Raw genomic sequence first — 20,147 nt, 5'->3', positions numbered from 1 at the left:
TCCCCTCTCTGCCTCGGGGAACCACCGTTATGCAATACTGCGCTGCTACTCTTCTGTTCTTTTCCTGTGATAAAAGAAATTGCAGAGAAAAAGCACCGCTACTACCGCAGTCATAAACAAAATACCTTCTATTCTGTAGGTTGCATCGTAATGGGTCTGGTCTAGTAGAAGTACCAGGTTCCATGAAACAAATAAAAATATTCCATACAAATAAAGAACGGATTTTGTACTTTTCATCCAATCCCTCCATCGGCTAGTATTGCTGACTTTTTTCTGTTCCCTTCCCCTTTTCGGCTAAATCGTTAGAATTGAACTTTATTAAAAGATTTTTAAGAAATGACTCTCCGTTATAAATATTGTTGACGTTTCTTTTGTACCAGTGTACTATTTAATTAATACACTAATACAAAGGGGCTGTGCTTTATGACAAGCTGGTTACAATTGTGGAAAAAAGAATTTGCGCTGACGCGATCCGTCTTTTACTGGTGCCTGGCGCTGATATTTTTCGTCGTCATCTTCGCCATCGTTATGAACAGCGGAAATTTTTTCTCGGTAAATTCGAATAACCCTGCCGAGACGGTGGGAAGCGTGGTGCTAGGTTCTCTCAGCGCAGGTATTCTTGCTCATTTTGTTTACCTTCCCATCTATATGATTGTCAGCCTGGAGCTCGAGCGCCGCCAGCTGCACCTCTGGCTCTATCAGCCGCAGTCGTTGGCTAAATTGCTCAGCGCCAAATATGCAAGCGGCCTCGCATGCGCTTCTATTTCGCTTTTGATTAACGGCCTTCTGCTTCTTATTGCTGCCTGGTTGACCCCAGGCCTCCCTCCCTTTTTCGGCCTGCTAGAGGAGGGGGTAACATGGCTGCAGGTGCTCGCTTTATGCCTGCTTTGTTCGGTTTTTGTGCTTCTCGTCTCTCTTTACTTCAGTGTTTACCTGTTATTTATTTACTCGTTTGACTTTGCGTTTCGACACACTTTGGGCAAAGGACTTCAAATTGTGCTGGCGGTAGCTGCTGTGTTTCTCCTGAGCGTCCTTGCCAATCTGGGACTCGGAGATGTGTATCAAACGATCACCAGCTGGGGCCAGTTTTCGCTCACCGGACTGGTGAATGTAGAATTTTTTAACCTCAACCTATATGCCGGCGTCATTCTTTTTCATGCCGTGGTTGGCGCAGTCCTCTTTATCCTGTCCGCTCAGCTGATTGATAAGAAAGCGGAGGTATAGGCTCATGGCTTACACATTTGATAACTCCAGGCCCATTTACCAGCAAATCATTGATACGATTCATGGCAATATCATCCGGGGCGAATGGCCGCCAGGCACAAAGCTTCCTTCCGTCCGGGCGCTGGCTGTCGATTTTGGTGTGAATCCAAATACCGTATCCCGGACATACAGTGAATTAGAAAGGACAGGAGTGTTGGAAATGAAACGGGGACAGGGAACCTTTGTAACCGAAAGCGAAGCCACCATTCAGCAGTTAAAGCAGCATCTGATGCGGCAGCGGATTCAGGAGTTTATGAACGAAATGGAAAGCCTCGGCATGAGCAAGAAAGAAATTCGCCAGGGTATTGATTCCTACCGAAAGGATGAGGACCATGATAACCTTTGACGGGGTAACGAAGAAATTTTTAAGCCGCACTGCTCTCGAAAACGTGACGATCGAAATCCCTTCCAAGGGAGTGACAGGCGTGGTTGGCGAAAACGGAAGCGGCAAATCAACCCTTCTCAAGCTTGCCGGCGGGCTGCTGCGTCCGGACAAGGGATCGGTTTCTTATAACGGACAGACGGTCTCACGAAAAGACAGCGCCCGGATCGCCTATTTATCGGAAAACGACCACATGTACGCGTTTTTTCGAATCGACCAATTAATTGCTTATCGGGCTTCCCAGTTTCCTGATTTCAACAAACAGCGCGCTTATGACATGCTGTCGTTTATGAATCTCGATCCTGCGCAAAAAATCAAAACGCTCTCCAAGGGCAACCGCGGCCGGGTAAAAATTGTGATTACGCTGGCCCGGGAAGCCGAGCTGCTCCTCCTCGACGAGCCGCTTTCGGGACTCGACCCCATCGTACGGCGCTCCATCATCCAAAGCCTCGTTTCTTTTGTTGATGTCGAAGCCCAGGGCGTCCTGATCAGTACGCACGAAGTGAGTGAAATGGATCCCCTGCTCGACCGGGTGCTCGTCCTCCGGCAGCAGCACGTGCTGGACCTTGAAGACAGCGAAGCGATCCGCGAGCGTTTCGGCGTTGATACAGCCGGATGGATGGAGCACATTTATGCCAGGGAAAGGAATGTTCAATCATGAACCAGCATCCCGTACTGCAATTGGAAGGACTCACCAAGTCCATTCAAAAAACAACCGTCGTCCATCCCCTTGATTTACAGGTGTACGCCGGAGAGGTGTTTGGATTTATCGGGCCAAACGGGGCGGGCAAAACGACCACCATTCGCATGATTCTTGGCTTGATTAAAGCCACCGGGGGCGACATTTATATCGCTGGCGAGAATGTGCGGACCAATTCTTTAACCGCTATTTCTCACGTCGGCGGCATCATTGAAAGCCCTGAAATGTATGATTACTTAACGGGCGAGCAAAACCTGAAGCACTATGCCCGGCTTGCCGGTAATGCTGCAGCCAATAACATTTGGGATGCTGCCGAACGGACGGGTATCGCTTACGCCTTAAAGCGAAAACTGAAGACCTATTCCCTTGGCATGAAGCAGCGCCTGGGGCTTGCGCAGGCGCTGCTCCACCAGCCAAAGCTATTGGTCCTGGATGAACCGACAAATGGACTGGATCCGGCAGGTATCCGGGAACTCCGGCAATATTTGCGGCAGCTCGCTGAACAGGAGCAAATGGCAGTGTTCATCTCCAGCCACCAGCTATCGGATATGGAGCAGATGTGCGACCGTATCGGGATTATTCACCAGGGACACCTGGTGGATGTCCAGCCGGTCCAGTCCTTTATACAGGGAGACCATCAAAAGCAGGTGGTCACCATTGTTACCGATCAGCCCCGTGAGGCTTCCACTGCGCTAAAACCATTTACCCAGGAGCAGACGGCTGTGATGGACGCTTCCTCTCTACGGGTATCTCTTTCGCCCGACGATGTTCCTCATTGTATAGCCACACTGGTCGAGCACGACATCCGTATATACGAAGTCTCCGTACATCACCATTCACTCGAGGACCAATTCTTGAAAGTAACCAATGGAGGGGTGTAAGCATGATGTGGGCTATCTGGAAAAACGAAAACATAAAATGGATGCACAAAACAAGCACCTGGATCATTGGGGGACTGGTGGTGCTGATGATTATCGGCGCGGCCCTGCTCAGCAGATGGAACGGAGTCGAGGAAGAGTCGCAGTGGCGGACCGATTATGAACAGGCACTAACGCAGTACGAGGAAGGCGTGGAGCAGACCGGAGCCTCTTTAACGCCGGAGCTCGCTGCTGAATATGAATACCGGCTGCAGGAGAACATTCCTCCACTTGCTGCATACGGGCAGTGGAACTATGTAGATGAAATGACAATAATGATCTCGTTTATTACCCTGTTTTCCATTATTGTTACATCGACGCTGGTCGCCAGCGAATTTCAGACGGGGTCGGTGAAGCTCTTATTTATACGGCCAATCCCAAGATGGAAACTGCTCATAGGCAAATACCTTTCCGGAATGACATTTGCGGCCCTTCTCACTATGTTTACACTCGCTTCCGTATACATCACAGGCGGTCTGGTGTTTGGCTTTTCGCCACTCGATGCACCTTATCTTTACAGCAGCGAAGACCTGCTGGAGAGAAACGCAGCGGTTCACATGTTCAGCACGTTTGGCCTTGGCTTCATCCAGACAGCTGTCATGACGCTTTTTGCCGTGATGCTTGCCTCTCTGTTTCGCAGTAATGCTATGGCCATCGGCGTCAGTGTGTTCAGCATGTTTTTCGGAACCACCGCCACCAACTTACTGGCACAGCTTAATGAAAGGCTCGCGTCCTACAGCCTGTTTGCCAATAATGATCTTACGGTTTTCATCAGCGATAACGCCCTTCAGATTATTGATGTCAGCCCATGGTTTTCAATCATTATCTTGAGCTGCTATACCATATTATTTATAGTAGCAGCACTAGTCAGCTTCACCCAAAGAGACGTAGCAATTTAATAACTGGAAGAAAAATTACATTCCAGAAAAGCCCGTCCAGGCAGAACATCATCGTTCTGTCTTTTTTATGATTGTATGCTACGTTTTTCTCCGCAACAGCTCGCCTATCAGCAGAAAAACCACGCCAGCTATTCCAAGCCAGTACACTGGAATAGCGACGGTCGGCCCTAGCGCAGGCAGCCAGAAATACATGGCAAAGAAAGCTCCTCCTGGTATAAAACCTAGCATGACACTTGATAATAGAAATTCCTTTATTTTCGAAATGTTCCGAAAGCAGGACCACTTGATATAGCGAAACACACTGTAGGCCACAGCCGATAATATGAGCGTCTCCAGGATAATGAATATCGTAGCTTTACCCAGGCTGTATGACTTGAATGGCTCTATTTGATGAAAACCATATGAAAGAATCGTTTGAAGTACTCCGCTAAAGAACAGATACACCCCTAAAAAATAACAAATGCCCATTACAAACAACGTCATCATTTCTTTGGGCACTGTCTGAGGCAGCTCGCCGACAATATCTTCCGCATATTGCTTCGGATCGGAGCCGAACAGCTCCGTACTGTCCCTGCCCTCTGCCTGCAGAACAAGAAGATGATCCAGTAATTCCATCAGCACCTCTTCGGTTTCCTGGTCACTCTTATCAAATGAGAGACGGATATATACCAGCATATCCTCATATACTTTTTTATTCTCTTTAGTTAGCTGCTCCCGCTTTTCGTTGTTTTCCTCCAACAGCGTACTCACTTACGACTCCTCCTTGTCCAGTAATTGATCGACGGGGTTTTTCAGGGCCTTCCAGTTCTCCCGGAACGCCTCAAGCGAAGCTTCGCCTGCCGGCGTCAGCGTATAGTATTTTCGGTTCGGTCCGCTGGCTGAAGCCTTCATTTCCCCGTGAATCAGCTTTTCCTTCTGGAGCCGCAGCAGCAGCGGATAAATGGATCCTTCCTTAACATCGATCCCCTGCTCCTGCAGCTTGACCGCCAGCTCATAGCCATAGACAGTCTCACGGGAAATAATAGCTAAAATACATCCCTCCAGAATCCCCTTCAACAGCTGACTTCGCTCATTCATTTGCTCACCTGCCTTGTATTACATGCTAGTAATTTGATCAAAAACCTGCCGCGCGTATTGCCGCCAGGGTGAATCAAAAGATGTAACGCATCACTATCTTGTATAACAATATAGTTTTACCTTAAGCTACCTTCTTTGAAAAAACAATAGTGATTTTTTCTAATCATCATAGGGCTTGTATATTCGGCTCTTATGTTCAAAAATGGAAATAATTACGATCACAGGAGAGAAGCCCTGCGTATTACTGTACATATATTATATTTTGCCCTGCTCCTTTTTGTATGCGGCATGATCGGGTTTGGTTTATTTGGAATTGGTTTTACAGAAACACTCCGTCCTTCTGCGTTTTTTTCTTCTTTTCCTTCAGCGTTATATGGACAGTCCTTGGACTGAGCCTACTGTTCGCTTCAGGAGCAGAAATAATGGAGGTTATTCGATGAAAAAATGGAATCTTGCCATGCTGCTCTCGGGCATGCTTTTAGTTTACTGCCTTGGATTGGTGTCACTGTTTACCTTTGGCATTTTCAGCAGTATTAATCAATTTTTTACCACCATTGGCATTACCTCAGCTTCTCTCCTCCCATTTTCCTTGTAGCTGTATCTGCTTTACAGGTTTTATGCCAAAAAAACCATCAAAATTATTACATTGGTATTGGATGTCTAGTGCTTCTGATATTCGCTTTTGTAACAACGTACTATTGATCCAGCATTATGCTGCCTGGTGAGATTTGGATTTTTGCCACTGAAGAGGAAATAGAAATGAGCATCGCCTGGAAAACAGGGATATTTGCAAGTGTTTTGACATTTCTGATTTTATTTTTTTAAAGATACTGTTTCCTGACCTCACACCTTTACTTGAATTCTCCAGCAAGGCCGTGATCGCTTTTTTTGCGATGGCCATCGCTTATACTGTCTTCAGACAAAAGGAATCATGAAAGCTAGTTTGGCACTCAGCATATTAATGCGCCCGTGATTCGGGGATCTCCGCTCCAGCGGGCTAAGGAAAAAATAAAGAGTTGCCTCTTCAAATCATGTATATTAATGTTATAGATGTAATTAAATTACATAAAAGTTGGAAGAGTCCGAATTTATGCGCTATTGATGCTGGCATTGGCTAATTGCTTGATTTTTATTACGGCAGGAGTTATTCCTCGTTTCTCCATAAGGGCGTTAACCATCCCTTTTGATCATGCGGTAAGGCAATATCATATGCCAGGCTGATGGATTTCTGTCTTTTATCTTTTATATTATTTTGAACAGTATTAGGAGGGCTTTTATGTTCACATCCATCCTTCAGCTTCCTTTTCAGCCCCGAAAGCAATTCGCTTTTTTAACAAACCGCTACTCTCTTTCTTTCGTGGCAGCGATTATTCTGGGAGCGAGTCTTCTGCATACGTTTATTGCAAATTATCTTTCCCTAAGCACCAATCAATCTCCAGCGCTACTCAGTGATCCTGAGCTTTTAGTGCTGGCGGCCTTGTTTGGCGTAGCTGCTCTATTTATACTTCCCTTGCTTTTGAAAGGTACTACTAGTATGTATGATCATTCCCTTTCTTATCAAAAAGCTTTTTGGGTCAATATTTTAACTGCTGTTCCTTCCCTCTTGTTGCTTCCAGTTGCGCTTATTGGATTGTTTTTATTTCTTGGCCTGGGAAACACTCCCACATTTTTCACGGGTGCCTACAGGGTCCTGGAGTCGCTTTCTATCGTCTGGGCATTTGTGGTTGCCACTGGGATGCTCCAGGTTGCTGCAAATACGAGCAGAGCAAGAGCTTTAACGATCACTTTTACGTATTTTTGTTTCACACTGATATCATTTGTACTGGCATCTCTGTTACTGGGTGGCTTTTACATGGCGTTCTAGCTTCCCCCCACCAGGGGACATAAAAGAGTTCATCCATTATATTTACGCAATAACCCTTCCGGAATATGGCAATAATCGTCGGGATATTTATCCAGCCTGTCCTGATGTTCTTCGGCGCTTTTGATGTAATTGGTAAGAGGCACAACCTCAATCATTATAGCCCCGTAATCATTCCTCTCCCTGAGAAACGCCTTCGCCTCTGCTAAATGCTCCAGGCTTTCACTATATACGCCGGTTCTATATTTCTTCCCGACGTCCGGCCCCTGCTGGTTTAAGCTGTATGGATCAATGATTTCAAATAAATATTCCATTATCCCGCTAACGGTTAACACGGCCGGGTCAAATTCCGTTTTTACACATTCAGCGTAGCCATCATAGTCACCGTTAAGAGTATGACTGCTTCCGTTCGCTCTGCCCGCTTCTGTGAACTCCACACCGGGAAGCGTTTTTATAAATGCCTGAACGCCCCATAAACAGCCGCCTGCAAGGTATACTGTTTCCATATAAACACTCCTTTTGATTCCAGCATCAACACTTTATTAAAAGATAGCAATCGTTTCCTGCCGTTTATGTTCCATTTAGAAAAATACTTTTATGAATGTAGTCTTTTTCTTTAGTATTACATTAAGTCAATCATTCCTGTATAAAATATCGCTCCAATTTTTACCGATCTCTTTAAATCCTAATTTTTTATATACGTGTATAGCTGGTTTGTTATTAATATTGACGACAAGATACAGTTGCTCATAACCATTTGTCAAAAGTTTATCCATGCTTTTTCTTATTAGAAAAGTCGAATAACCTTTACTGAGAAAACGAGGATTTGTAACTGCATAAGCTAATAATGGTACTCCTTTGAATAAAGTAATAATTGAAGTTGAAATGGGAATGTCGTCTTGCTGCAAAATTAACGAACAATCATAACGGCAGGCTCCGTACTTTCCCTGAAAGGTTTTTTCCATTTCTGAAATAAATTCTTTTTCTGTTTCTCCTTCATAGTCTACCGTCCCCTGGTAGCCTTAAAATAATAATTTTCCTAAAGCTTCATGATCTTCATACGTTACCGATCTATAAGAAAATTCATTTTCCCAATCCAGTTTTTTTAATTGAACACTCATAATGATTCTTTCGTTCAAAAAACCAACTCTTTTCATTTCGTTTGCTTTGTATCTATTTATAATCAAATGAATCAAAATTAATTAGATATTTTCACTTTCTTCTATTTTTATTAAATTAACGATGTTTTTCCAATAAAACCATGCCTGAAGATATTTATCAAAATCATGCGGATGATGTTTAATACAGGCTCCTATACGAAAATACAAACCTAAAATTACTTCTTCGTATAAATGTACATTTTTCTTATCAATTGTTAGGTAATAAACCGCTGCATCAAAGGTTTCCTTTATTAAATCGTCCGGGGAGGAACAAAAAGCATAAATCAAATCGTAAAGGGGATAACCAATCACAGGTGTTGCATCAATCACTCCTGAAAGCTGGTTATCGTTAAATATAAAATTATGAATGCCGCAATCACCATGCAATAAGAACGGTTCTCTTCTTACATGATTCTTTTTTAAAGAATCAAAAATATTCAGAATAAAGTTGTACTCCGTATCCGCCAAATAAGGCTTTATAACTTTGTTGACTTCTAAAATTTCTTCCCAGAGAAAACCTGGCCAAGATTCCACCTGTTCTTCCACAAAACCAAATCCAGAATCCTCACAAACGTGTTGATACCGATTAAGTACTTTTTCTACGAGTTTTTGAAGCATTACTCCTTTATCAACACCTGATAATTTTGTAGTTCCAGAAATAAATGAATAAACGATATAACTATAGGATGAGCCAACATAAAGTAAATTCGGAATGAAATTCACATTCTTATAGCAATTCATAAAAGCAGCTTCCGCTTTCAGAGTCTCAGGTTCATTGAATTTAACAACACATTTTTTGTCATTTTCGCTTTGCAGAAGGTAGATTTCACTTGAAGTTCCACCCTTTAGAGTTTCCCAGTGAATCTTTTTCGATTGAAGGATACCTTGATGAAATAATTCTTTAATGATCTTTTCGATATTCATATGAATTCTCCATTAAGATTTGTTTAGTTCTGATATTTTTCCTTAGCAATAATATCGACTTTTGTGATTTATAAATAAACTAATGAAGCAGTACCTTAGTATTCTTTTCCAAGCTTTCACAAATCTATACCGGTGTAAATGAAGAGGAGGTGCTAATAATCACAGTCGATGGCAAAGATACTTTTTTCGTTCTCTCATAGTAAGCAGTTAAAGCAGCAGAAATGTTTTTACCGCATTACATTCTTACGAATCGTAAAATTCCATATGCTTTTTGTCCTGTTTATAATAGTCTAATCGGTCTTGCAACGTACCAGTGTGAAATTCAAATTTATGGCCATCGGGATCCGTGAAATAAATAGATTTTTTATCCTTCTTATTTCTGGGACGTCCCGGAAGAATATTTACATTTAACGCTACGAGCTTTTCGTATGCTTCATGAAAATCTTCTTCTTCAATAGAAAAGGCTGTATGCGTATAGGATTGAACTATCTCATTACGAGGTATTTCTGCTTCCTGATTTAGAGCAAGCCACATGCCATTTAAATCGAAATAAGCCGTGTTCCTTCCCTTCGCCAATAATTTAGCTTCAAAAACTTCTTGATAGAAATGAATCGAAGCATCTAAATCAGCTACAGAAAACAAAAAATGATTCAAGTCTTTAATTAACATTGTTTAAATTCTCCTTATTTGAACAATAATTGCGTATATTTTAATTTTATACGGTATGAAGATAATAAGATAAAGTTATAAAAAACACTTAAAAGCCCATAGACAAAAAACGTTTATCTTTTGAACTCCAAGTAGTAGAATATAAAAAGGAATTATTTTACAATTTGAAGTAGATAAAGGAGAAACATTTATGATGAAAGAATGGCAAATTGGAGCATTGAGTGGTTTTGTGGCAACTATCAGTATTATTTTAATGGATAGTTTAACCTCCTGGCCTTATCTTGTTCAAGTGCTCGTTGCTTTAGTGATTAGCGTTTTAGGAACGATACTATCGAATAGTCTGCTGAATCATTGGAGAAAACATAAAGAAAGCTCTGGAAATTAGCAAGGAGTATTTTCATGTACCAGTCCATCTATTATTGAGTTTTAAGCTAATCGTTTAAGGAGGGAATCATGAGTATATTGAGACTGTTTTATAAATCATTTGGAACTGTTTCGTTTGCTTTAATTCTTATGGACCTGCGCCACATTATTCATATGCCAGGTTGGTTATTTATATTATCATTGCTTATTTTGGCTATTTCTATTGGAATTTTCTTTTACCTTCAAAGAACACAATCCGGCGTTTCCACCGACTATAAAAATTGAGGGGATCTATAAATGTGGATCTTTGGTGTATTGGCATTTTTAAGTACAAGTGTTTTTTTATTTTATTTAGTTAAAATTACTAATAAAAAGTAAAAAAGAAGATTACCGGCAAAGTCCAGCTAGCCATAATTGTGAGCACAAACCATGTGGTGGATTTTCTCCAAAATGTATATAAGGTCATTAATAAAGCTATCACCCAGCCCAGGGCTGTTAAATATCCCAGTTCATAAGTTCCGCCGCCTTCTGTAAGCCCGTATACTCTTAACCCTGTAGTGAAAAAAGTCAAAATGGCACTCAGTGCAAGATTAATAATTAAAGCAACAGCGAACCATTCCCATTTCTGCATGGCTGCCCTCCTAATATTCGTGACTTAATGAAGGTATATCTATTGATTGGATGTATACATTTGTGCCCCATTTTTAAATCGTATAAAATCTATAAAACATCTATAGCAACAGACAGCACAAAAGCTATGCCCAGACCAATGTCTGGAAATGTCCAGCAAGCGATAACTCCCAGTGTCCGCCAAAATTCTGTTCGTTTATAGAACGCATATCCGACCACAAATAAAGCAACCAGATAACCAGCCATACCTAAATAAAATAATTGATTGTCATTTTCCTGGTCTGTCAAAAGTCCGCTTGCTAAAAACCCTGTCAGACCTGCCGTAAGAAAATAACTGAGTACCGCATTAACGAGAAGGATCTTCTTATGATTTTTCTTCATATAGACGCCTCCTTCTTCTACAAATCATCCTATTAACATATGTTTTTTTTATACTTGGTTTACTGCCAACGACAGAAAACAGACACAAGATCAGTAGCTGTGACAAATATTATACTAAAAAAGCCAACCCTAATGGTTAGCCAGTTAATACCTACTTTAGAATAATTGGTATATATTTCTATTTTTAAAATACCACAGCCCGCCTCATTTTTATACCAATAATTTCCTTTTAAATAAGAACATAAAAATTATTCGTTGCCTCCCGGATTTTTTTCCTTGTATAATATAGGTATTTTATAGGTGCCGTAAAACCATTTAAGCATACAATTACAAGGAGGCCCTCCACCATGCCATCACTCGACCAGACCGATTGGGCCATTCTACGGGCTTTGCAGTACAACGCCAAAGAATCCTATTCCCATATCGCCCGGTCATTAAATGTAAGTGAAGGAACGATTCGCGCCCGGATCCGAAAAATGCTTGATGACGGGGTTTTTGATTTTATCGTTCATACCGACCCGAAAAAAATTGGTTTGGACGTGCAGGCCATTGTCGGTGTCAATACCAGGCTCGGACAGCAACAGCACGTCGCTCTTCAACTCCAAACCTTTGAAGCTGTTCGTTTCGTAGGAGCCTTCTCCGGTAATCACGACCTCATGATACAGGCATATTTTTCGACCAATGAGGAATTGGTTTCGTTTATCAATGCCGATTTAGCCGCAATTGAAGGCATTTTAGATGTCGACGTCAACGTAGAGCTCAAGCAATATAAAGACAGTTTTTCCTATTAAAGAATCAAACCAGTGGGCTGAGAACACCACCCAGGGCGAAAAGTAATTCTTCATAGAGAAAAATTGCCGTCTCTCTATAGAAATGGAGACGGCCTTGCAATTTTATTTTTACTTCGTCAGGGGTTTTACATCCCCCACCAATTATAGCCAATCACAACAAGCATCAACCAGATGAGGCACACACCTAAGCTCCACCAGTCATATAAATAGTTATCTTTATTATCGCTTACCTTTTTCCATAGGTAGGTTCCTGTTGCTATGTAAAGCAGGCAAAGAGGAAAAACAACGACAAGCAGTAACAGATGACCCGGGACTCTTTCCAGATTGATGATCAAGAAAAAAAGAACCATCACCACGCAAAACCACTGTGTTACTTTACGGTGAGCTCCATTAGCATATCGCTCGTAACGCTTTCGCCCATTTCGCTTCACAAACCAACGCTGGGTCAGACTGAAAGCAATACCTGGAACGCCAAAAAGCAACACTAAGATCAGGACAAGTTCCACTAAAAACCACAGATTTTCATTCATCAAGCTCCTCCCTGTCTTTTTTATTTATTTATGATGCCATCCGGTATTACGAAAGAACGCCAACCATCTCGGCCGGCGTTCTAACGGGGTATCATTACTCAAGGGGAGTAATGGGGAGGGTGCTCCCAAAAACAATTTATCACGCAGATCGGCCCTAGACGACCCTTCCCGCCTGATCTTAACAAACATTTAACTGACTTCCAACAGAAGTCTCCCTCTTCAAGCCTGAGAAGGGCGAAGCCCAACGGTAAGAGGGAGATGAATGTCGGTTGGCATTAGCCAACATGGTCGTTTCTCTTTGGCAATAGTATAATCAGTCTTAACAATAGAAAGGCTGGTACAACAATGGAATTAGATCATAACAATCATTCAGTATTCTTGATGTATTATCATCTTGTGTTAGTGGTTAAATATCGTAGAAAAGCAATTGATGATGCCGTTTCAGCATACGCCAAAACAGTGTTTGAACGAATAGGCAATAATTATAATGTTTCGTTGGTTGAGTGGAATCATGATAATGACCACGTGCACATCCTTTTCAAAGCTCATCCAAACACCGAACGGTCAAAATTCATTAATGCTTACAAGAGTGCGAGTTCCAGACTTATTAAAAAGGAATTTCCCCAAGTGAAGAAAAAACTTTGGAAAGAGTTCTTTTGGTCAAGAAGCTTCTGTCTTCTGACATCAGGCGGTTCACCAATTGAAGTGATTAAAACATACATCGAAAATCAAGGAATAAAGTGAGGTGAAAAGATATGGCAAACAAGGCCTATAAATTCCGTCTCTATCCAACAAAAGAACAGGAGATAGTTCTCGCTAAAACATTTGGTTCTGTCCGTTTTGTCTATAATAAAATGTTAGCTGAACGGAAAGATGTTTATGAACAGTTCAAACATGACACGGAAATGCTCCAAAACCAAAAGTTGCCTACTCCCGCAAAATATAAATCAGAGTTTAAATGGCTCAAAGAAGTCGATAGCTTGGCACTGGCGAATGCTCAAATGAATCTGCAAAAGTCATACACGAATTTCTTTGCAGGTCGAGCGAAGTTTCCGACATTCAAAAACCGCAAAGCAAAACAGTCCTATACGACAAATATGGTGAATGGAAATATACAACTTTTGGGGAGTCATATCAAATTACCGAAACTTAAACTGGTGAAAGTAAAACAACATCGAGAAATTCCTTCGCATCACAAGATTAAGTCCTGTACCATTTCACGAACTGCAACAGGAAAGTATCACATTTCTATTCTTACGGAGTACGAGCACGAACCAAAACCTAAAAAAATCAATTCAGTTGTTGGGTTGGATTTTGCTATGAACGGTTTGTTTGTCGAAAGTGAGCAGGGTGAGAAAGCCAATTATCCTCGTTTCTACCGACAGGCACTCGCCAAACTGGCAAAAGAGCAGCGGATGCTTTCACGTAAAGCAAAAGGCTCTGTTCGCTATGAAAAACAACGAATCAAAGTTGCTAAACTACATGAACATGTAGCGAACCAACGAAAAGATTTTCTGCACAAAACGTCTCGTCAATTAGTAAACCAGTATGATTGTGTGGTTATCGAAGACCTCAATATGAAAGATATGTCACAAGCCCTTAGTTTCGGCAAAAGTGTAGCGGATAATGGATGGGGTATATTCACGACATTCCTTCAATACAAGTTGAAAGACCAAGGAAAACATATTGTCAAAATCAACAAATGGTTTCCTTCGACAAAAACGTGCTCAAATTGTGGGCATGTGAAAGATGTTTCCCTTTCCGAACGAATCTATTCTTGTGATTGTGGATTCGTATTCGACAGAGATTGGAATGCCGCTATCAATATCAAAAATGAAGGAAAGTTGATGTTGGCACTATACTGAAATCAAAAATAAAACTCGTGGAACACGAGGGTTAGCTCGGTCCCTCTTCATTGGCTCGTACAAGCAATGATAAGTCGAGAAGCCCCCACTTCAACCCACCCGTAAGGGTAGGAAGTGGTGGGTAGTTCACCAAATGATATATTTCCTCACTTTTTATTGTTCTCGTACAGGATTCCCATCATTGTCGAGTAACGGTGTTAAACCGTTTCCCATGCCCATCACAGTTGCCATGTAATGAATGCCGGTTTCACGATCGACAATAATATAAAGGTCCCCGTGCTTTGACAAACTTTCTGTTTGTTTAATATAGAAACGTCCTTCATTTTCCTTTTTGTTAAACAATTAGAGCACCTCCCTTCTTTGTTCAAAATTTTTTAAAATTAATTTCACTATTCTAATGTTCTGCTTATAGTTATCTGAATTTCAAAGTGCAAATATACTTTTTCCCTAATTTTCACTTATTTTCTAATACATTCGTCAAAGTGCTTACACCTTTGGCGGATAATTTTTATAATAGGAACCTAAAAGAACGCTGCCAAAAATTATAAAACCAATTATAAAAAAGAGAAAATTCCATTCCCCCGTTTTTACTCCAGCAGCGATAAATAAAATCGTGTAGACACTTAACACTACCCATGCCAGACGCTTTAACACTATATTCATATCCTGCCCCTTTCCTTTTGTGAACCCATTCCCCTGTCCGGTCATATGAACTGCTCATCCAGTGTCTTGTTGATGGTGGACACATTGATATGAGCCTTAATTGGCTTTAGTTTAGTATTGATTTACATTATTTACAAGCAAAAAAGAGCTGCCATAATATAAACTGCTCCCATCAAGTAGACAATGATACGTAAAATAAAAAGCAAACCCGAATGCTGATTTCATGCATTCGGGTTTGCTTTTTCAACATTGTTGCATGCTTACTGTTTAGACGACAAAGACAAACGACTTTTAAAATGCAGCACCCGACTATCTAATATATTCAAATATGCCTGCGGCCCCCATGCCTCCACCGATGCACATGGTTACCATTCCATACTTGGAATCTGGTCTTTTTTTCATTTCAGAAAGCAGTTTTGCAGTCAGCATTGCTCCTGATGCCCCGAGAGGGTGGCCTAATGAGATAGCGCCTCCATTAACATTCGTTTTAGTCATATCTAACCCTGTCTGTCTGATAGAGGCAACCGTTTGTGCTGCAAATGCTTCATTTAGTTCGATTAAATCCATATCATCAACTGTTAGGTCAGTTAATTTTAACACATCCGGAATTGCATAAGCCGGACCAATCCCCATGATTTTTGGATCAACACCCGCTGCCTTGAAGCCCACGAATCGTGCAATCGGTGTGACGCCTAATTCTTTAACTTTGTCTCCTGACATTACAACTACAAAACCTGAGCCATCTGTAAGAGGGGCAGATGAACCGGCTGTTACTGTCCCATTGGCTTTGAATACAGTGGGCAGCTTCGCTAAATCCTCCATATTGGTATCAGGGCGGACCAGTTCGTCCGTATCAAATATATCTTTTGTTACTACTGGTCCGTCATTATTGTACGTGACCTTACTTACATTGACGGGAATAATCTCGTCATCGAACTTTCTTGAATCCTGGGCATTTTTAGCACGCTGATGGCTTTTCACTGCATAAGCATCCTGATCTTCCCGTGAAACGTTATATTTTTCGGCTACCATCTCGGCCGTCAGCCCCATTGGGTAGGATACTCCGGCCTCTTCCTCCTGGAGTATTGGACTGTTGACCGGCTCATTTCCCCCCATCGGAACGGCACTCATCAGTTCGACCCCGCCGGCCGCTATGATATCTGCCTGGCCAGACACGATCTGATTAGCCGCCATCGCGATTGTTTGAAGCCCTGAAGAACAATAACGGTTTACAGTCTGGGCCGGAACGTCTTCCGACAGCCCGGCAAGCAACGCAATCGAACGTGCGATGTTTTGTCCCTGCAGGCCTTCAGGAAAAGCATTACCAACGATAACATCCTGTACCATGTCTGGATGGAATTGACCATCTACCCTATCCAGCACCCCTTTTAATACCTGTGCTGCAACTTCATCAGGTCTCTCGTGAGCCATAGCACCATTTAACTTTCCTTTAGCTGAAGCAGAACGTCCATAAGCTACTATATATGCATCTTGCACTGACTTTCACCCTTTCTCTGCTGCCACCATTTTTAATTTCGTAAAGGCTCGCCTGTAGCCAGCATATGAGTAATCCGATCGTACGTTTTTTCGTTTTGTAACAGCATTAAGAATTTCTGTTTTTCAAGTTTTTGAACGTATCTTTGATCAATATAGGTGTTACGCGGAAGATCTCCTCCGGATAAAACATCGGCAACACTCAAAGTGATTGTATAATCATGATCGCTAATGAAGTTTCCGACACGCTGGGCATCCAATTGGCCTTGAGCGAGTGCTTTATAATCTCTTCCTAAAGCAAAGTATTTCAACTTCGGCTGGGGAACATAATTTGTCTCCGCTTCAAACCGTGCCCGGTTTAATGCTATTTCCACTCTTTTCTCTGTATTTAATATAATCGAATCGGTTTCTCTGAGATACCCGTACCTGAGCGCTTCATAAGCATTCGTTGATACTTTTGCGAAACCTACGTTAGTCAGTGCTTTCGTCATCGATTCTTGTTTATCATTGTGCTTATGGGTTGTGCCAAGAATCCGGTCCGCCATTTCGGCAAGGCCGCCACCGCTAGGAAGCAGTCCTACCCCCGCTTCCACAAGTCCCATGTACGTTTCACTTGCAGCTACTACCACAGGTGAATGAAGAACCAATTCACAGCCTCCGCCTAAAGCTTTCCCGTGAACGGCTGTCACGACTGGTTTAATCGCATATTTAAGACGGTTAAAGCTCTTGTGCAGTTTTTCAATTGCAGGCCCCACCGTTTCTTCCACTGTGTTTTCTTCATGTGCTTTTTTCATCAGATATAGGTTGGCACCGACACTGAAATTGTTTCCTTCTGCATAGATGACCATGCTCGAGTAATCCTCATTTTCCAAAAGATCGATAGATTCAATTAAATCATCAGCAAAGCCGTCGGTAATAATATTATTCGTACTTTGTAGCTTGAGCAGCAGCTGATCACTATTTGCAACAAAAAGACTGGAGTCTTCCCTGTTCCATAGTTCACGCTCTGTAAACGCTGATACCGGAGTTACACGCTCTATCGACTCCCCTTCAGCATAAAATGGTGTACTGCGTTTTTCTATCCATTCCGGTAATGCCCCCAGCTCCCGTTGCATACGTTCCTTGACGCGCTTGAATCCCATCAGGTCCCACAGCTGAAAAGGCCCTTTTTTCCAGTTGAACCCCCATACCATCGCCCGGTCTATATCTTTAAAGTCCGGTGCCGCTTTCGGCACATTCAGCGCACTATAGTAGAAATTGTTTCTAAGGGTTTCCCATAAGAACCTGCCCGCTTCATCCTCAGCATTAAAGATTTTATCCATATTTGATTCCAGGTCTTTACTGAAGCTGTTCAGCAGCTCAAAATCGGGTTGTTCGGGCTTTACATATTCATTGCTTTCAGGATCAAAAACAAGCAGTGATTTCCTTTCTTTCTTATAAAAACCCTGCTTGGTTTTCCTGCCCAATGCGCCATTTTCCACCAGTTTTTCTGCCGTACGTGTATTATGGAAAAATTCTTTTTCTTCTGGAACCTGCTGAAGGCCCTTTATCACAGTTGTTGCAATATCCAGCCCTACCAAATCAACGAGCCCATACGTTCCCAGGCTTGGCCTTCCGATACCCCGTCCCGTCAGTACATCGACTTCCGTAATGGACAGGCCTTCTTCTTCCGCACGATACATAACATCATTCATCGTCTGTGTCCCGATCCGGTTAGCAACAAATGCGGGAACATCATTTGCTATAATTACACCTTTACCCAGTACATCTTCAGCAAAAGCCTGGACTTTGTTTGTTACTTCAGAGGAGGTGTTAGGGCCCGGTATCACTTCTACCAGCTTCATAATACGGGGCGGGTTGAAGAAGTGCATGCCGAAAAATCTTTTCTGCTCCGTCTCATCAAACACTTGGGATATTGCCTTTATTGGGATACCAGAGGTGTTTGTTGCAAATAAGGCCTTATCTTTGGCAACGCTTCTCACCTGGTTCCAAATGCTATGCTTTATCTCCAATTCTTCTTTTACAGCTTCAATAAAAATATCCGAGTCATCCTGCTCAGACAAATCCTCTGTAAAGTTGCCATAGGTCAGATTAGAGGCAAAATCTAAGTCAAATAATTGCGGTCTTTTCGGGTCAGTAATCATATCATAGGATTTTTTTGAAATCTTGTTAGGGTCATTCTCATCAACTGCCATGTCCAGCAGCTTTACTTTTAAACCTGCATTTACCAGAAGGGCAGCAATTTGGCTGCCCATTAACCCCGCTCCTAAAACGGTTGCTTTTCTCATCGTCATGAAATAACCTCCATATTTCTGAAATTTATTTAGCCATTCCCTGCAATCAGATAAATGCAGAGTCTCCTGTTAATGCTCTGCCAATAACTAAGGCATTAATTTCATGAGTTCCCTCGTAGGTGTAAATGGCTTCGGCATCAGAGAAGAATCTCGCGATATCATATTCGGCAAGAATACCGTTGCCTCCTGTAATGCCCCGTCCCATTGCAACAGATTCCCTTAACCTTAAGGCGTTCATCATTTTTGCGGTTGAGGTTGCCACTTCATCATATTCCCCGTTCCCCTGCATCCGGGCGAGCTGTGCAGACAGGCTCATTGCATGAGATAGGTTTCCCTGTATCATTGCCAGCTTCTCCTGAATTAACTGGTATTTGCTAAGTTCTTTGCCGAATTGTTTACGTTCGGTCACATAATCCAGAGTTGCCCGCAGGGTCCCGGCTATCGCTCCTGTCGCCATATGGGCCACACCAGCACGTGTGGAGTACAGCACTTTCGCAATGTCTTTGAAGCCGTTAATATTTTGCAGCCTCTCTTCTTCTTGGACGACAACATTGTTTAAGTGAATATTAGCATTTGGTACAATTCTTAAAGCGATTTTATTTTCAATGATATCTATATCTACGCCATCCTGGTCAGGCTTAATGATAAATCCCTTTGGTTTACCTGTCTCCACATCTGTAGCAAAAACTGGTATGACATCCGAAAGAGCGGCACCGCCTATCCATTTTTTTACACCGTTTATTACCCATTTATCACCCTCACGCTTCGCCGTCGTTGCTAAACCTCCAGCTACATCCGATCCATGTTCAGGCTCGGTTAAAGCAAAGCAGGTCCTCAGTTCGTGAGATTGTAATTTGGGCACATAGTACGCCACTTGTTCTTTACTTCCGCCAAACAGGAACGCATTGTGTCCTAAACCTTGATGCACGCCCATCAAAGTAACTAAGGAAACATCAAACCTTGCCACTGTATATAGCATGAAAAACTGAAACAGCTGACTCGCCGTCCGTTCGCCCTCCCGCCCTTCAAACAGCAATGGGTTATTGAAATAATTCAATTTACCCATATCATTAAAAAAGTCTTCAGGCACTGTTGCATTAGCCCAGTGATCATTAATTGAATCCCGGTATTTTTCTTCGAGCAGATCATTGAGTTGTTTTAAAAACTGTACTTCTCCTTCAGTTAATTCTTTAGAAATATTTAATAAATCTTCAGGATATAATTCTTTTATCAGTGCTTGTTTTTCAGCCATAGTATAGCCTCCAGTATATTCTGATAGCGCTT

Annotated in this window: 27 protein-coding genes; 12 read left to right on the top strand and 15 right to left on the bottom strand. The window is 42.1% G+C overall.

Annotated elements, in window-relative coordinates:
- Nucleotides 1-45 precede the first annotated feature (45 nt).
- Nucleotides 46-237, bottom strand: coding sequence for a hypothetical protein (locus ACTRXI_RS01350; protein ID WP_474260682.1), 192 nt, complete (start codon nt 235-237; stop codon nt 46-48).
- Nucleotides 238-423: 186 nt separating this feature from the next.
- Here ACTRXI_RS01350 and ACTRXI_RS01345 point away from each other — a divergent pair, with 186 nt between their 5' ends.
- The 5 genes from ACTRXI_RS01345 to ACTRXI_RS01325 are packed head-to-tail and all read left to right on the top strand — an operon-like array spanning nt 424 to nt 4,161.
- Nucleotides 424-1,224 carry a hypothetical protein gene (locus tag ACTRXI_RS01345; RefSeq protein WP_474260681.1) on the top strand — a complete coding sequence of 267 codons (801 nt, stop codon included), beginning with the start codon at nt 424-426 and terminating at the stop codon, nt 1,222-1,224.
- Between the two features lie 4 nt (nt 1,225-1,228).
- Nucleotides 1,229-1,609: a GntR family transcriptional regulator gene (locus ACTRXI_RS01340; protein WP_474260680.1), complete on the top strand. Its 381-nt coding sequence runs from the start codon at nt 1,229-1,231 to the stop codon at nt 1,607-1,609.
- Nucleotides 1,596-2,306: an ATP-binding cassette domain-containing protein gene (locus tag ACTRXI_RS01335; RefSeq protein ID WP_474260679.1), complete on the top strand. Its 711-nt coding sequence runs from the start codon at nt 1,596-1,598 to the stop codon at nt 2,304-2,306. The genes ACTRXI_RS01340 and ACTRXI_RS01335 overlap by 14 nt, the downstream gene beginning before the upstream one ends.
- Nucleotides 2,303-3,226, top strand: coding sequence for an ABC transporter ATP-binding protein (locus ACTRXI_RS01330; RefSeq protein WP_474260678.1), 924 nt, complete (start codon nt 2,303-2,305; stop codon nt 3,224-3,226). The genes ACTRXI_RS01335 and ACTRXI_RS01330 overlap by 4 nt, the downstream gene beginning before the upstream one ends.
- A 2-nt stretch (nt 3,227-3,228) precedes the next feature.
- On the top strand, nt 3,229-4,161 hold the full coding sequence (locus ACTRXI_RS01325) for an ABC transporter permease subunit (RefSeq protein ID WP_474260677.1): 933 nt from the start codon (nt 3,229-3,231) through the stop codon (nt 4,159-4,161).
- A gap of 78 nt (nt 4,162-4,239) precedes the next feature.
- Here ACTRXI_RS01325 and ACTRXI_RS01320 read toward each other — a convergent pair whose 3' ends face one another.
- Both ACTRXI_RS01320 and ACTRXI_RS01315 read right to left on the bottom strand, forming a co-directional pair.
- Complete coding sequence (locus tag ACTRXI_RS01320) at nt 4,240-4,911, bottom strand: DUF1129 domain-containing protein (protein ID WP_474260676.1); 672 nt, start codon at nt 4,909-4,911, stop codon at nt 4,240-4,242.
- The gene (locus ACTRXI_RS01315) at nt 4,912-5,238 is read right to left on the bottom strand and encodes a PadR family transcriptional regulator (protein ID WP_474260675.1); all 327 of its coding nucleotides are present in this window, start codon (nt 5,236-5,238) and stop codon (nt 4,912-4,914) included.
- Nucleotides 5,239-5,674: 436 nt separating this feature from the next.
- Here ACTRXI_RS01315 and ACTRXI_RS01310 point away from each other — a divergent pair, with 436 nt between their 5' ends.
- Together ACTRXI_RS01310 and ACTRXI_RS01305 are read left to right on the top strand one after the other, a co-directional pair.
- The gene (locus tag ACTRXI_RS01310; protein WP_474260674.1) at nt 5,675-5,833 is read left to right on the top strand and encodes a hypothetical protein; all 159 of its coding nucleotides are present in this window, start codon (nt 5,675-5,677) and stop codon (nt 5,831-5,833) included.
- A 681-nt stretch (nt 5,834-6,514) separates the two neighbouring features.
- Complete coding sequence (locus tag ACTRXI_RS01305; RefSeq protein WP_474260673.1) at nt 6,515-7,102, top strand: hypothetical protein; 588 nt, start codon at nt 6,515-6,517, stop codon at nt 7,100-7,102.
- Nucleotides 7,103-7,131: 29 nt separating this feature from the next.
- Here the strand turns inward: ACTRXI_RS01305 and ACTRXI_RS01300 are convergent, their stop codons facing one another.
- The 4 genes from ACTRXI_RS01300 to fosM all read right to left on the bottom strand — a co-directional run bounded on the left by ACTRXI_RS01300 (nt 7,132) and on the right by fosM (nt 9,852).
- The gene (locus tag ACTRXI_RS01300) at nt 7,132-7,605 is read right to left on the bottom strand and encodes a peptide-methionine (S)-S-oxide reductase (RefSeq protein WP_474260672.1); all 474 of its coding nucleotides are present in this window, start codon (nt 7,603-7,605) and stop codon (nt 7,132-7,134) included.
- Between the two features lie 126 nt (nt 7,606-7,731).
- A complete protein-coding gene (locus tag ACTRXI_RS01295) occupies nt 7,732-8,064 on the bottom strand; it encodes a GNAT family N-acetyltransferase (RefSeq protein ID WP_474260671.1) in 333 nt (110 codons plus the stop codon).
- 237 nt (nt 8,065-8,301) lie between these two features.
- Complete coding sequence (locus ACTRXI_RS01290) at nt 8,302-9,183, bottom strand: aminoglycoside phosphotransferase family protein (protein WP_474260670.1); 882 nt, start codon at nt 9,181-9,183, stop codon at nt 8,302-8,304.
- Nucleotides 9,184-9,426: 243 nt separating this feature from the next.
- Nucleotides 9,427-9,852: a FosM family fosfomycin resistance protein gene (gene fosM / locus ACTRXI_RS01285; RefSeq protein ID WP_474260669.1), complete on the bottom strand. Its 426-nt coding sequence runs from the start codon at nt 9,850-9,852 to the stop codon at nt 9,427-9,429.
- A 190-nt stretch (nt 9,853-10,042) separates the two neighbouring features.
- Between fosM and ACTRXI_RS01280 the strand changes: the two genes are divergently transcribed.
- Nucleotides 10,043-10,237, top strand: a complete 195-nt coding sequence (locus tag ACTRXI_RS01280) for a hypothetical protein (RefSeq protein WP_474260668.1) — start codon at nt 10,043-10,045, stop codon at nt 10,235-10,237.
- Nucleotides 10,238-10,305: 68 nt separating this feature from the next.
- Nucleotides 10,306-10,500, top strand: a complete 195-nt coding sequence (locus tag ACTRXI_RS01275; RefSeq protein ID WP_474260667.1) for a hypothetical protein — start codon at nt 10,306-10,308, stop codon at nt 10,498-10,500.
- 79 nt (nt 10,501-10,579) lie between these two features.
- Here ACTRXI_RS01275 and ACTRXI_RS01270 read toward each other — a convergent pair whose 3' ends face one another.
- Both ACTRXI_RS01270 and ACTRXI_RS01265 read right to left on the bottom strand, forming a co-directional pair.
- A complete protein-coding gene (locus ACTRXI_RS01270) occupies nt 10,580-10,846 on the bottom strand; it encodes a hypothetical protein (RefSeq protein ID WP_474260666.1) in 267 nt (88 codons plus the stop codon).
- An 89-nt stretch (nt 10,847-10,935) separates the two neighbouring features.
- Nucleotides 10,936-11,226, bottom strand: coding sequence for a hypothetical protein (locus tag ACTRXI_RS01265; protein WP_474260665.1), 291 nt, complete (start codon nt 11,224-11,226; stop codon nt 10,936-10,938).
- 347 nt (nt 11,227-11,573) lie between these two features.
- Between ACTRXI_RS01265 and ACTRXI_RS01260 the strand changes: the two genes are divergently transcribed.
- On the top strand, nt 11,574-12,017 hold the full coding sequence (locus ACTRXI_RS01260) for an Lrp/AsnC family transcriptional regulator (protein WP_474260664.1): 444 nt from the start codon (nt 11,574-11,576) through the stop codon (nt 12,015-12,017).
- Nucleotides 12,018-12,142: 125 nt separating this feature from the next.
- On the opposite strand, the gene ACTRXI_RS01255 is transcribed toward ACTRXI_RS01260, so the two are convergent.
- On the bottom strand, nt 12,143-12,547 hold the full coding sequence (locus tag ACTRXI_RS01255) for a DUF4181 domain-containing protein (RefSeq protein WP_474260663.1): 405 nt from the start codon (nt 12,545-12,547) through the stop codon (nt 12,143-12,145).
- Between the two features lie 345 nt (nt 12,548-12,892).
- Between ACTRXI_RS01255 and tnpA the strand changes: the two genes are divergently transcribed.
- Together tnpA and ACTRXI_RS01245 are read left to right on the top strand one after the other, a co-directional pair.
- The gene (gene tnpA, locus ACTRXI_RS01250; protein ID WP_474260662.1) at nt 12,893-13,291 is read left to right on the top strand and encodes an IS200/IS605 family transposase; all 399 of its coding nucleotides are present in this window, start codon (nt 12,893-12,895) and stop codon (nt 13,289-13,291) included.
- A gap of 11 nt (nt 13,292-13,302) precedes the next feature.
- A complete protein-coding gene (locus ACTRXI_RS01245; RefSeq protein WP_474260661.1) occupies nt 13,303-14,412 on the top strand; it encodes an RNA-guided endonuclease InsQ/TnpB family protein in 1,110 nt (369 codons plus the stop codon).
- Between the two features lie 153 nt (nt 14,413-14,565).
- Here ACTRXI_RS01245 and ACTRXI_RS01240 read toward each other — a convergent pair whose 3' ends face one another.
- From ACTRXI_RS01240 to fadE, 5 genes are all read right to left on the bottom strand, one after another.
- Nucleotides 14,566-14,754 carry a DUF6440 family protein gene (locus ACTRXI_RS01240; RefSeq protein ID WP_474260660.1) on the bottom strand — a complete coding sequence of 63 codons (189 nt, stop codon included), beginning with the start codon at nt 14,752-14,754 and terminating at the stop codon, nt 14,566-14,568.
- A gap of 144 nt (nt 14,755-14,898) precedes the next feature.
- Nucleotides 14,899-15,075 carry a hypothetical protein gene (locus ACTRXI_RS01235; protein WP_474260659.1) on the bottom strand — a complete coding sequence of 59 codons (177 nt, stop codon included), beginning with the start codon at nt 15,073-15,075 and terminating at the stop codon, nt 14,899-14,901.
- 309 nt (nt 15,076-15,384) lie between these two features.
- On the bottom strand, nt 15,385-16,572 hold the full coding sequence (locus ACTRXI_RS01230; RefSeq protein WP_474260658.1) for a thiolase family protein: 1,188 nt from the start codon (nt 16,570-16,572) through the stop codon (nt 15,385-15,387).
- A gap of 32 nt (nt 16,573-16,604) precedes the next feature.
- Nucleotides 16,605-18,863: a 3-hydroxyacyl-CoA dehydrogenase/crotonase FadB gene (gene fadB, locus ACTRXI_RS01225; protein ID WP_474260657.1), complete on the bottom strand. Its 2,259-nt coding sequence runs from the start codon at nt 18,861-18,863 to the stop codon at nt 16,605-16,607.
- Nucleotides 18,864-18,909: 46 nt separating this feature from the next.
- Nucleotides 18,910-20,115, bottom strand: coding sequence for an acyl-CoA dehydrogenase FadE (gene fadE, locus ACTRXI_RS01220; protein WP_474260656.1), 1,206 nt, complete (start codon nt 20,113-20,115; stop codon nt 18,910-18,912).
- Nucleotides 20,116-20,147 lie beyond the last annotated feature (32 nt).

The sequence above is a fragment of the Marinococcus sp. LNHM4E3-1 genome (assembly GCF_056034405.1).
Note: the sequence above shows the minus strand (reverse complement) of the source record. Positions and strands in the feature narration are given on the sequence as shown.

Excerpts from the sequence above, each read along its gene's own strand:
- ACTRXI_RS01300 (WP_474260672.1), bottom strand. The coding sequence starts at position 7,605 with ATGGAAACAGTATACCTTGCAGGCGGCTGTTTATGGGGCGTTCAGGCA.
- fadB (WP_474260657.1), bottom strand. The coding sequence starts at position 18,863 with ATGACGATGAGAAAAGCAACCGTTTTAGGAGCGGGGTTAATGGGCAGC.
- ACTRXI_RS01275 (WP_474260667.1), top strand. The coding sequence starts at position 10,306 with ATGAGTATATTGAGACTGTTTTATAAATCATTTGGAACTGTTTCGTTT.
- ACTRXI_RS01270 (WP_474260666.1), bottom strand. The coding sequence starts at position 10,846 with ATGCAGAAATGGGAATGGTTCGCTGTTGCTTTAATTATTAATCTTGCA.
- ACTRXI_RS01305 (WP_474260673.1), top strand. The coding sequence starts at position 6,515 with ATGTTCACATCCATCCTTCAGCTTCCTTTTCAGCCCCGAAAGCAATTC.
- ACTRXI_RS01345 (WP_474260681.1), top strand. The coding sequence starts at position 424 with ATGACAAGCTGGTTACAATTGTGGAAAAAAGAATTTGCGCTGACGCGA.
- ACTRXI_RS01245 (WP_474260661.1), top strand. The coding sequence starts at position 13,303 with ATGGCAAACAAGGCCTATAAATTCCGTCTCTATCCAACAAAAGAACAG.
- fosM (WP_474260669.1), bottom strand. The coding sequence starts at position 9,852 with ATGTTAATTAAAGACTTGAATCATTTTTTGTTTTCTGTAGCTGATTTA.
- ACTRXI_RS01335 (WP_474260679.1), top strand. The coding sequence starts at position 1,596 with ATGATAACCTTTGACGGGGTAACGAAGAAATTTTTAAGCCGCACTGCT.
- ACTRXI_RS01280 (WP_474260668.1), top strand. The coding sequence starts at position 10,043 with ATGATGAAAGAATGGCAAATTGGAGCATTGAGTGGTTTTGTGGCAACT.
- ACTRXI_RS01325 (WP_474260677.1), top strand. The coding sequence starts at position 3,229 with ATGATGTGGGCTATCTGGAAAAACGAAAACATAAAATGGATGCACAAA.
- ACTRXI_RS01260 (WP_474260664.1), top strand. The coding sequence starts at position 11,574 with ATGCCATCACTCGACCAGACCGATTGGGCCATTCTACGGGCTTTGCAG.
- ACTRXI_RS01350 (WP_474260682.1), bottom strand. The coding sequence starts at position 237 with ATGAAAAGTACAAAATCCGTTCTTTATTTGTATGGAATATTTTTATTT.
- ACTRXI_RS01265 (WP_474260665.1), bottom strand. The coding sequence starts at position 11,226 with ATGAAGAAAAATCATAAGAAGATCCTTCTCGTTAATGCGGTACTCAGT.
- tnpA (WP_474260662.1), top strand. The coding sequence starts at position 12,893 with ATGGAATTAGATCATAACAATCATTCAGTATTCTTGATGTATTATCAT.
- ACTRXI_RS01315 (WP_474260675.1), bottom strand. The coding sequence starts at position 5,238 with ATGAATGAGCGAAGTCAGCTGTTGAAGGGGATTCTGGAGGGATGTATT.
- ACTRXI_RS01290 (WP_474260670.1), bottom strand. The coding sequence starts at position 9,183 with ATGAATATCGAAAAGATCATTAAAGAATTATTTCATCAAGGTATCCTT.
- ACTRXI_RS01340 (WP_474260680.1), top strand. The coding sequence starts at position 1,229 with ATGGCTTACACATTTGATAACTCCAGGCCCATTTACCAGCAAATCATT.
- ACTRXI_RS01310 (WP_474260674.1), top strand. The coding sequence starts at position 5,675 with ATGAAAAAATGGAATCTTGCCATGCTGCTCTCGGGCATGCTTTTAGTT.
- ACTRXI_RS01235 (WP_474260659.1), bottom strand. The coding sequence starts at position 15,075 with ATGAATATAGTGTTAAAGCGTCTGGCATGGGTAGTGTTAAGTGTCTAC.
- ACTRXI_RS01330 (WP_474260678.1), top strand. The coding sequence starts at position 2,303 with ATGAACCAGCATCCCGTACTGCAATTGGAAGGACTCACCAAGTCCATT.
- fadE (WP_474260656.1), bottom strand. The coding sequence starts at position 20,115 with ATGGCTGAAAAACAAGCACTGATAAAAGAATTATATCCTGAAGATTTA.
- ACTRXI_RS01255 (WP_474260663.1), bottom strand. The coding sequence starts at position 12,547 with ATGAATGAAAATCTGTGGTTTTTAGTGGAACTTGTCCTGATCTTAGTG.
- ACTRXI_RS01295 (WP_474260671.1), bottom strand. The coding sequence starts at position 8,064 with ATGGAAAAAACCTTTCAGGGAAAGTACGGAGCCTGCCGTTATGATTGT.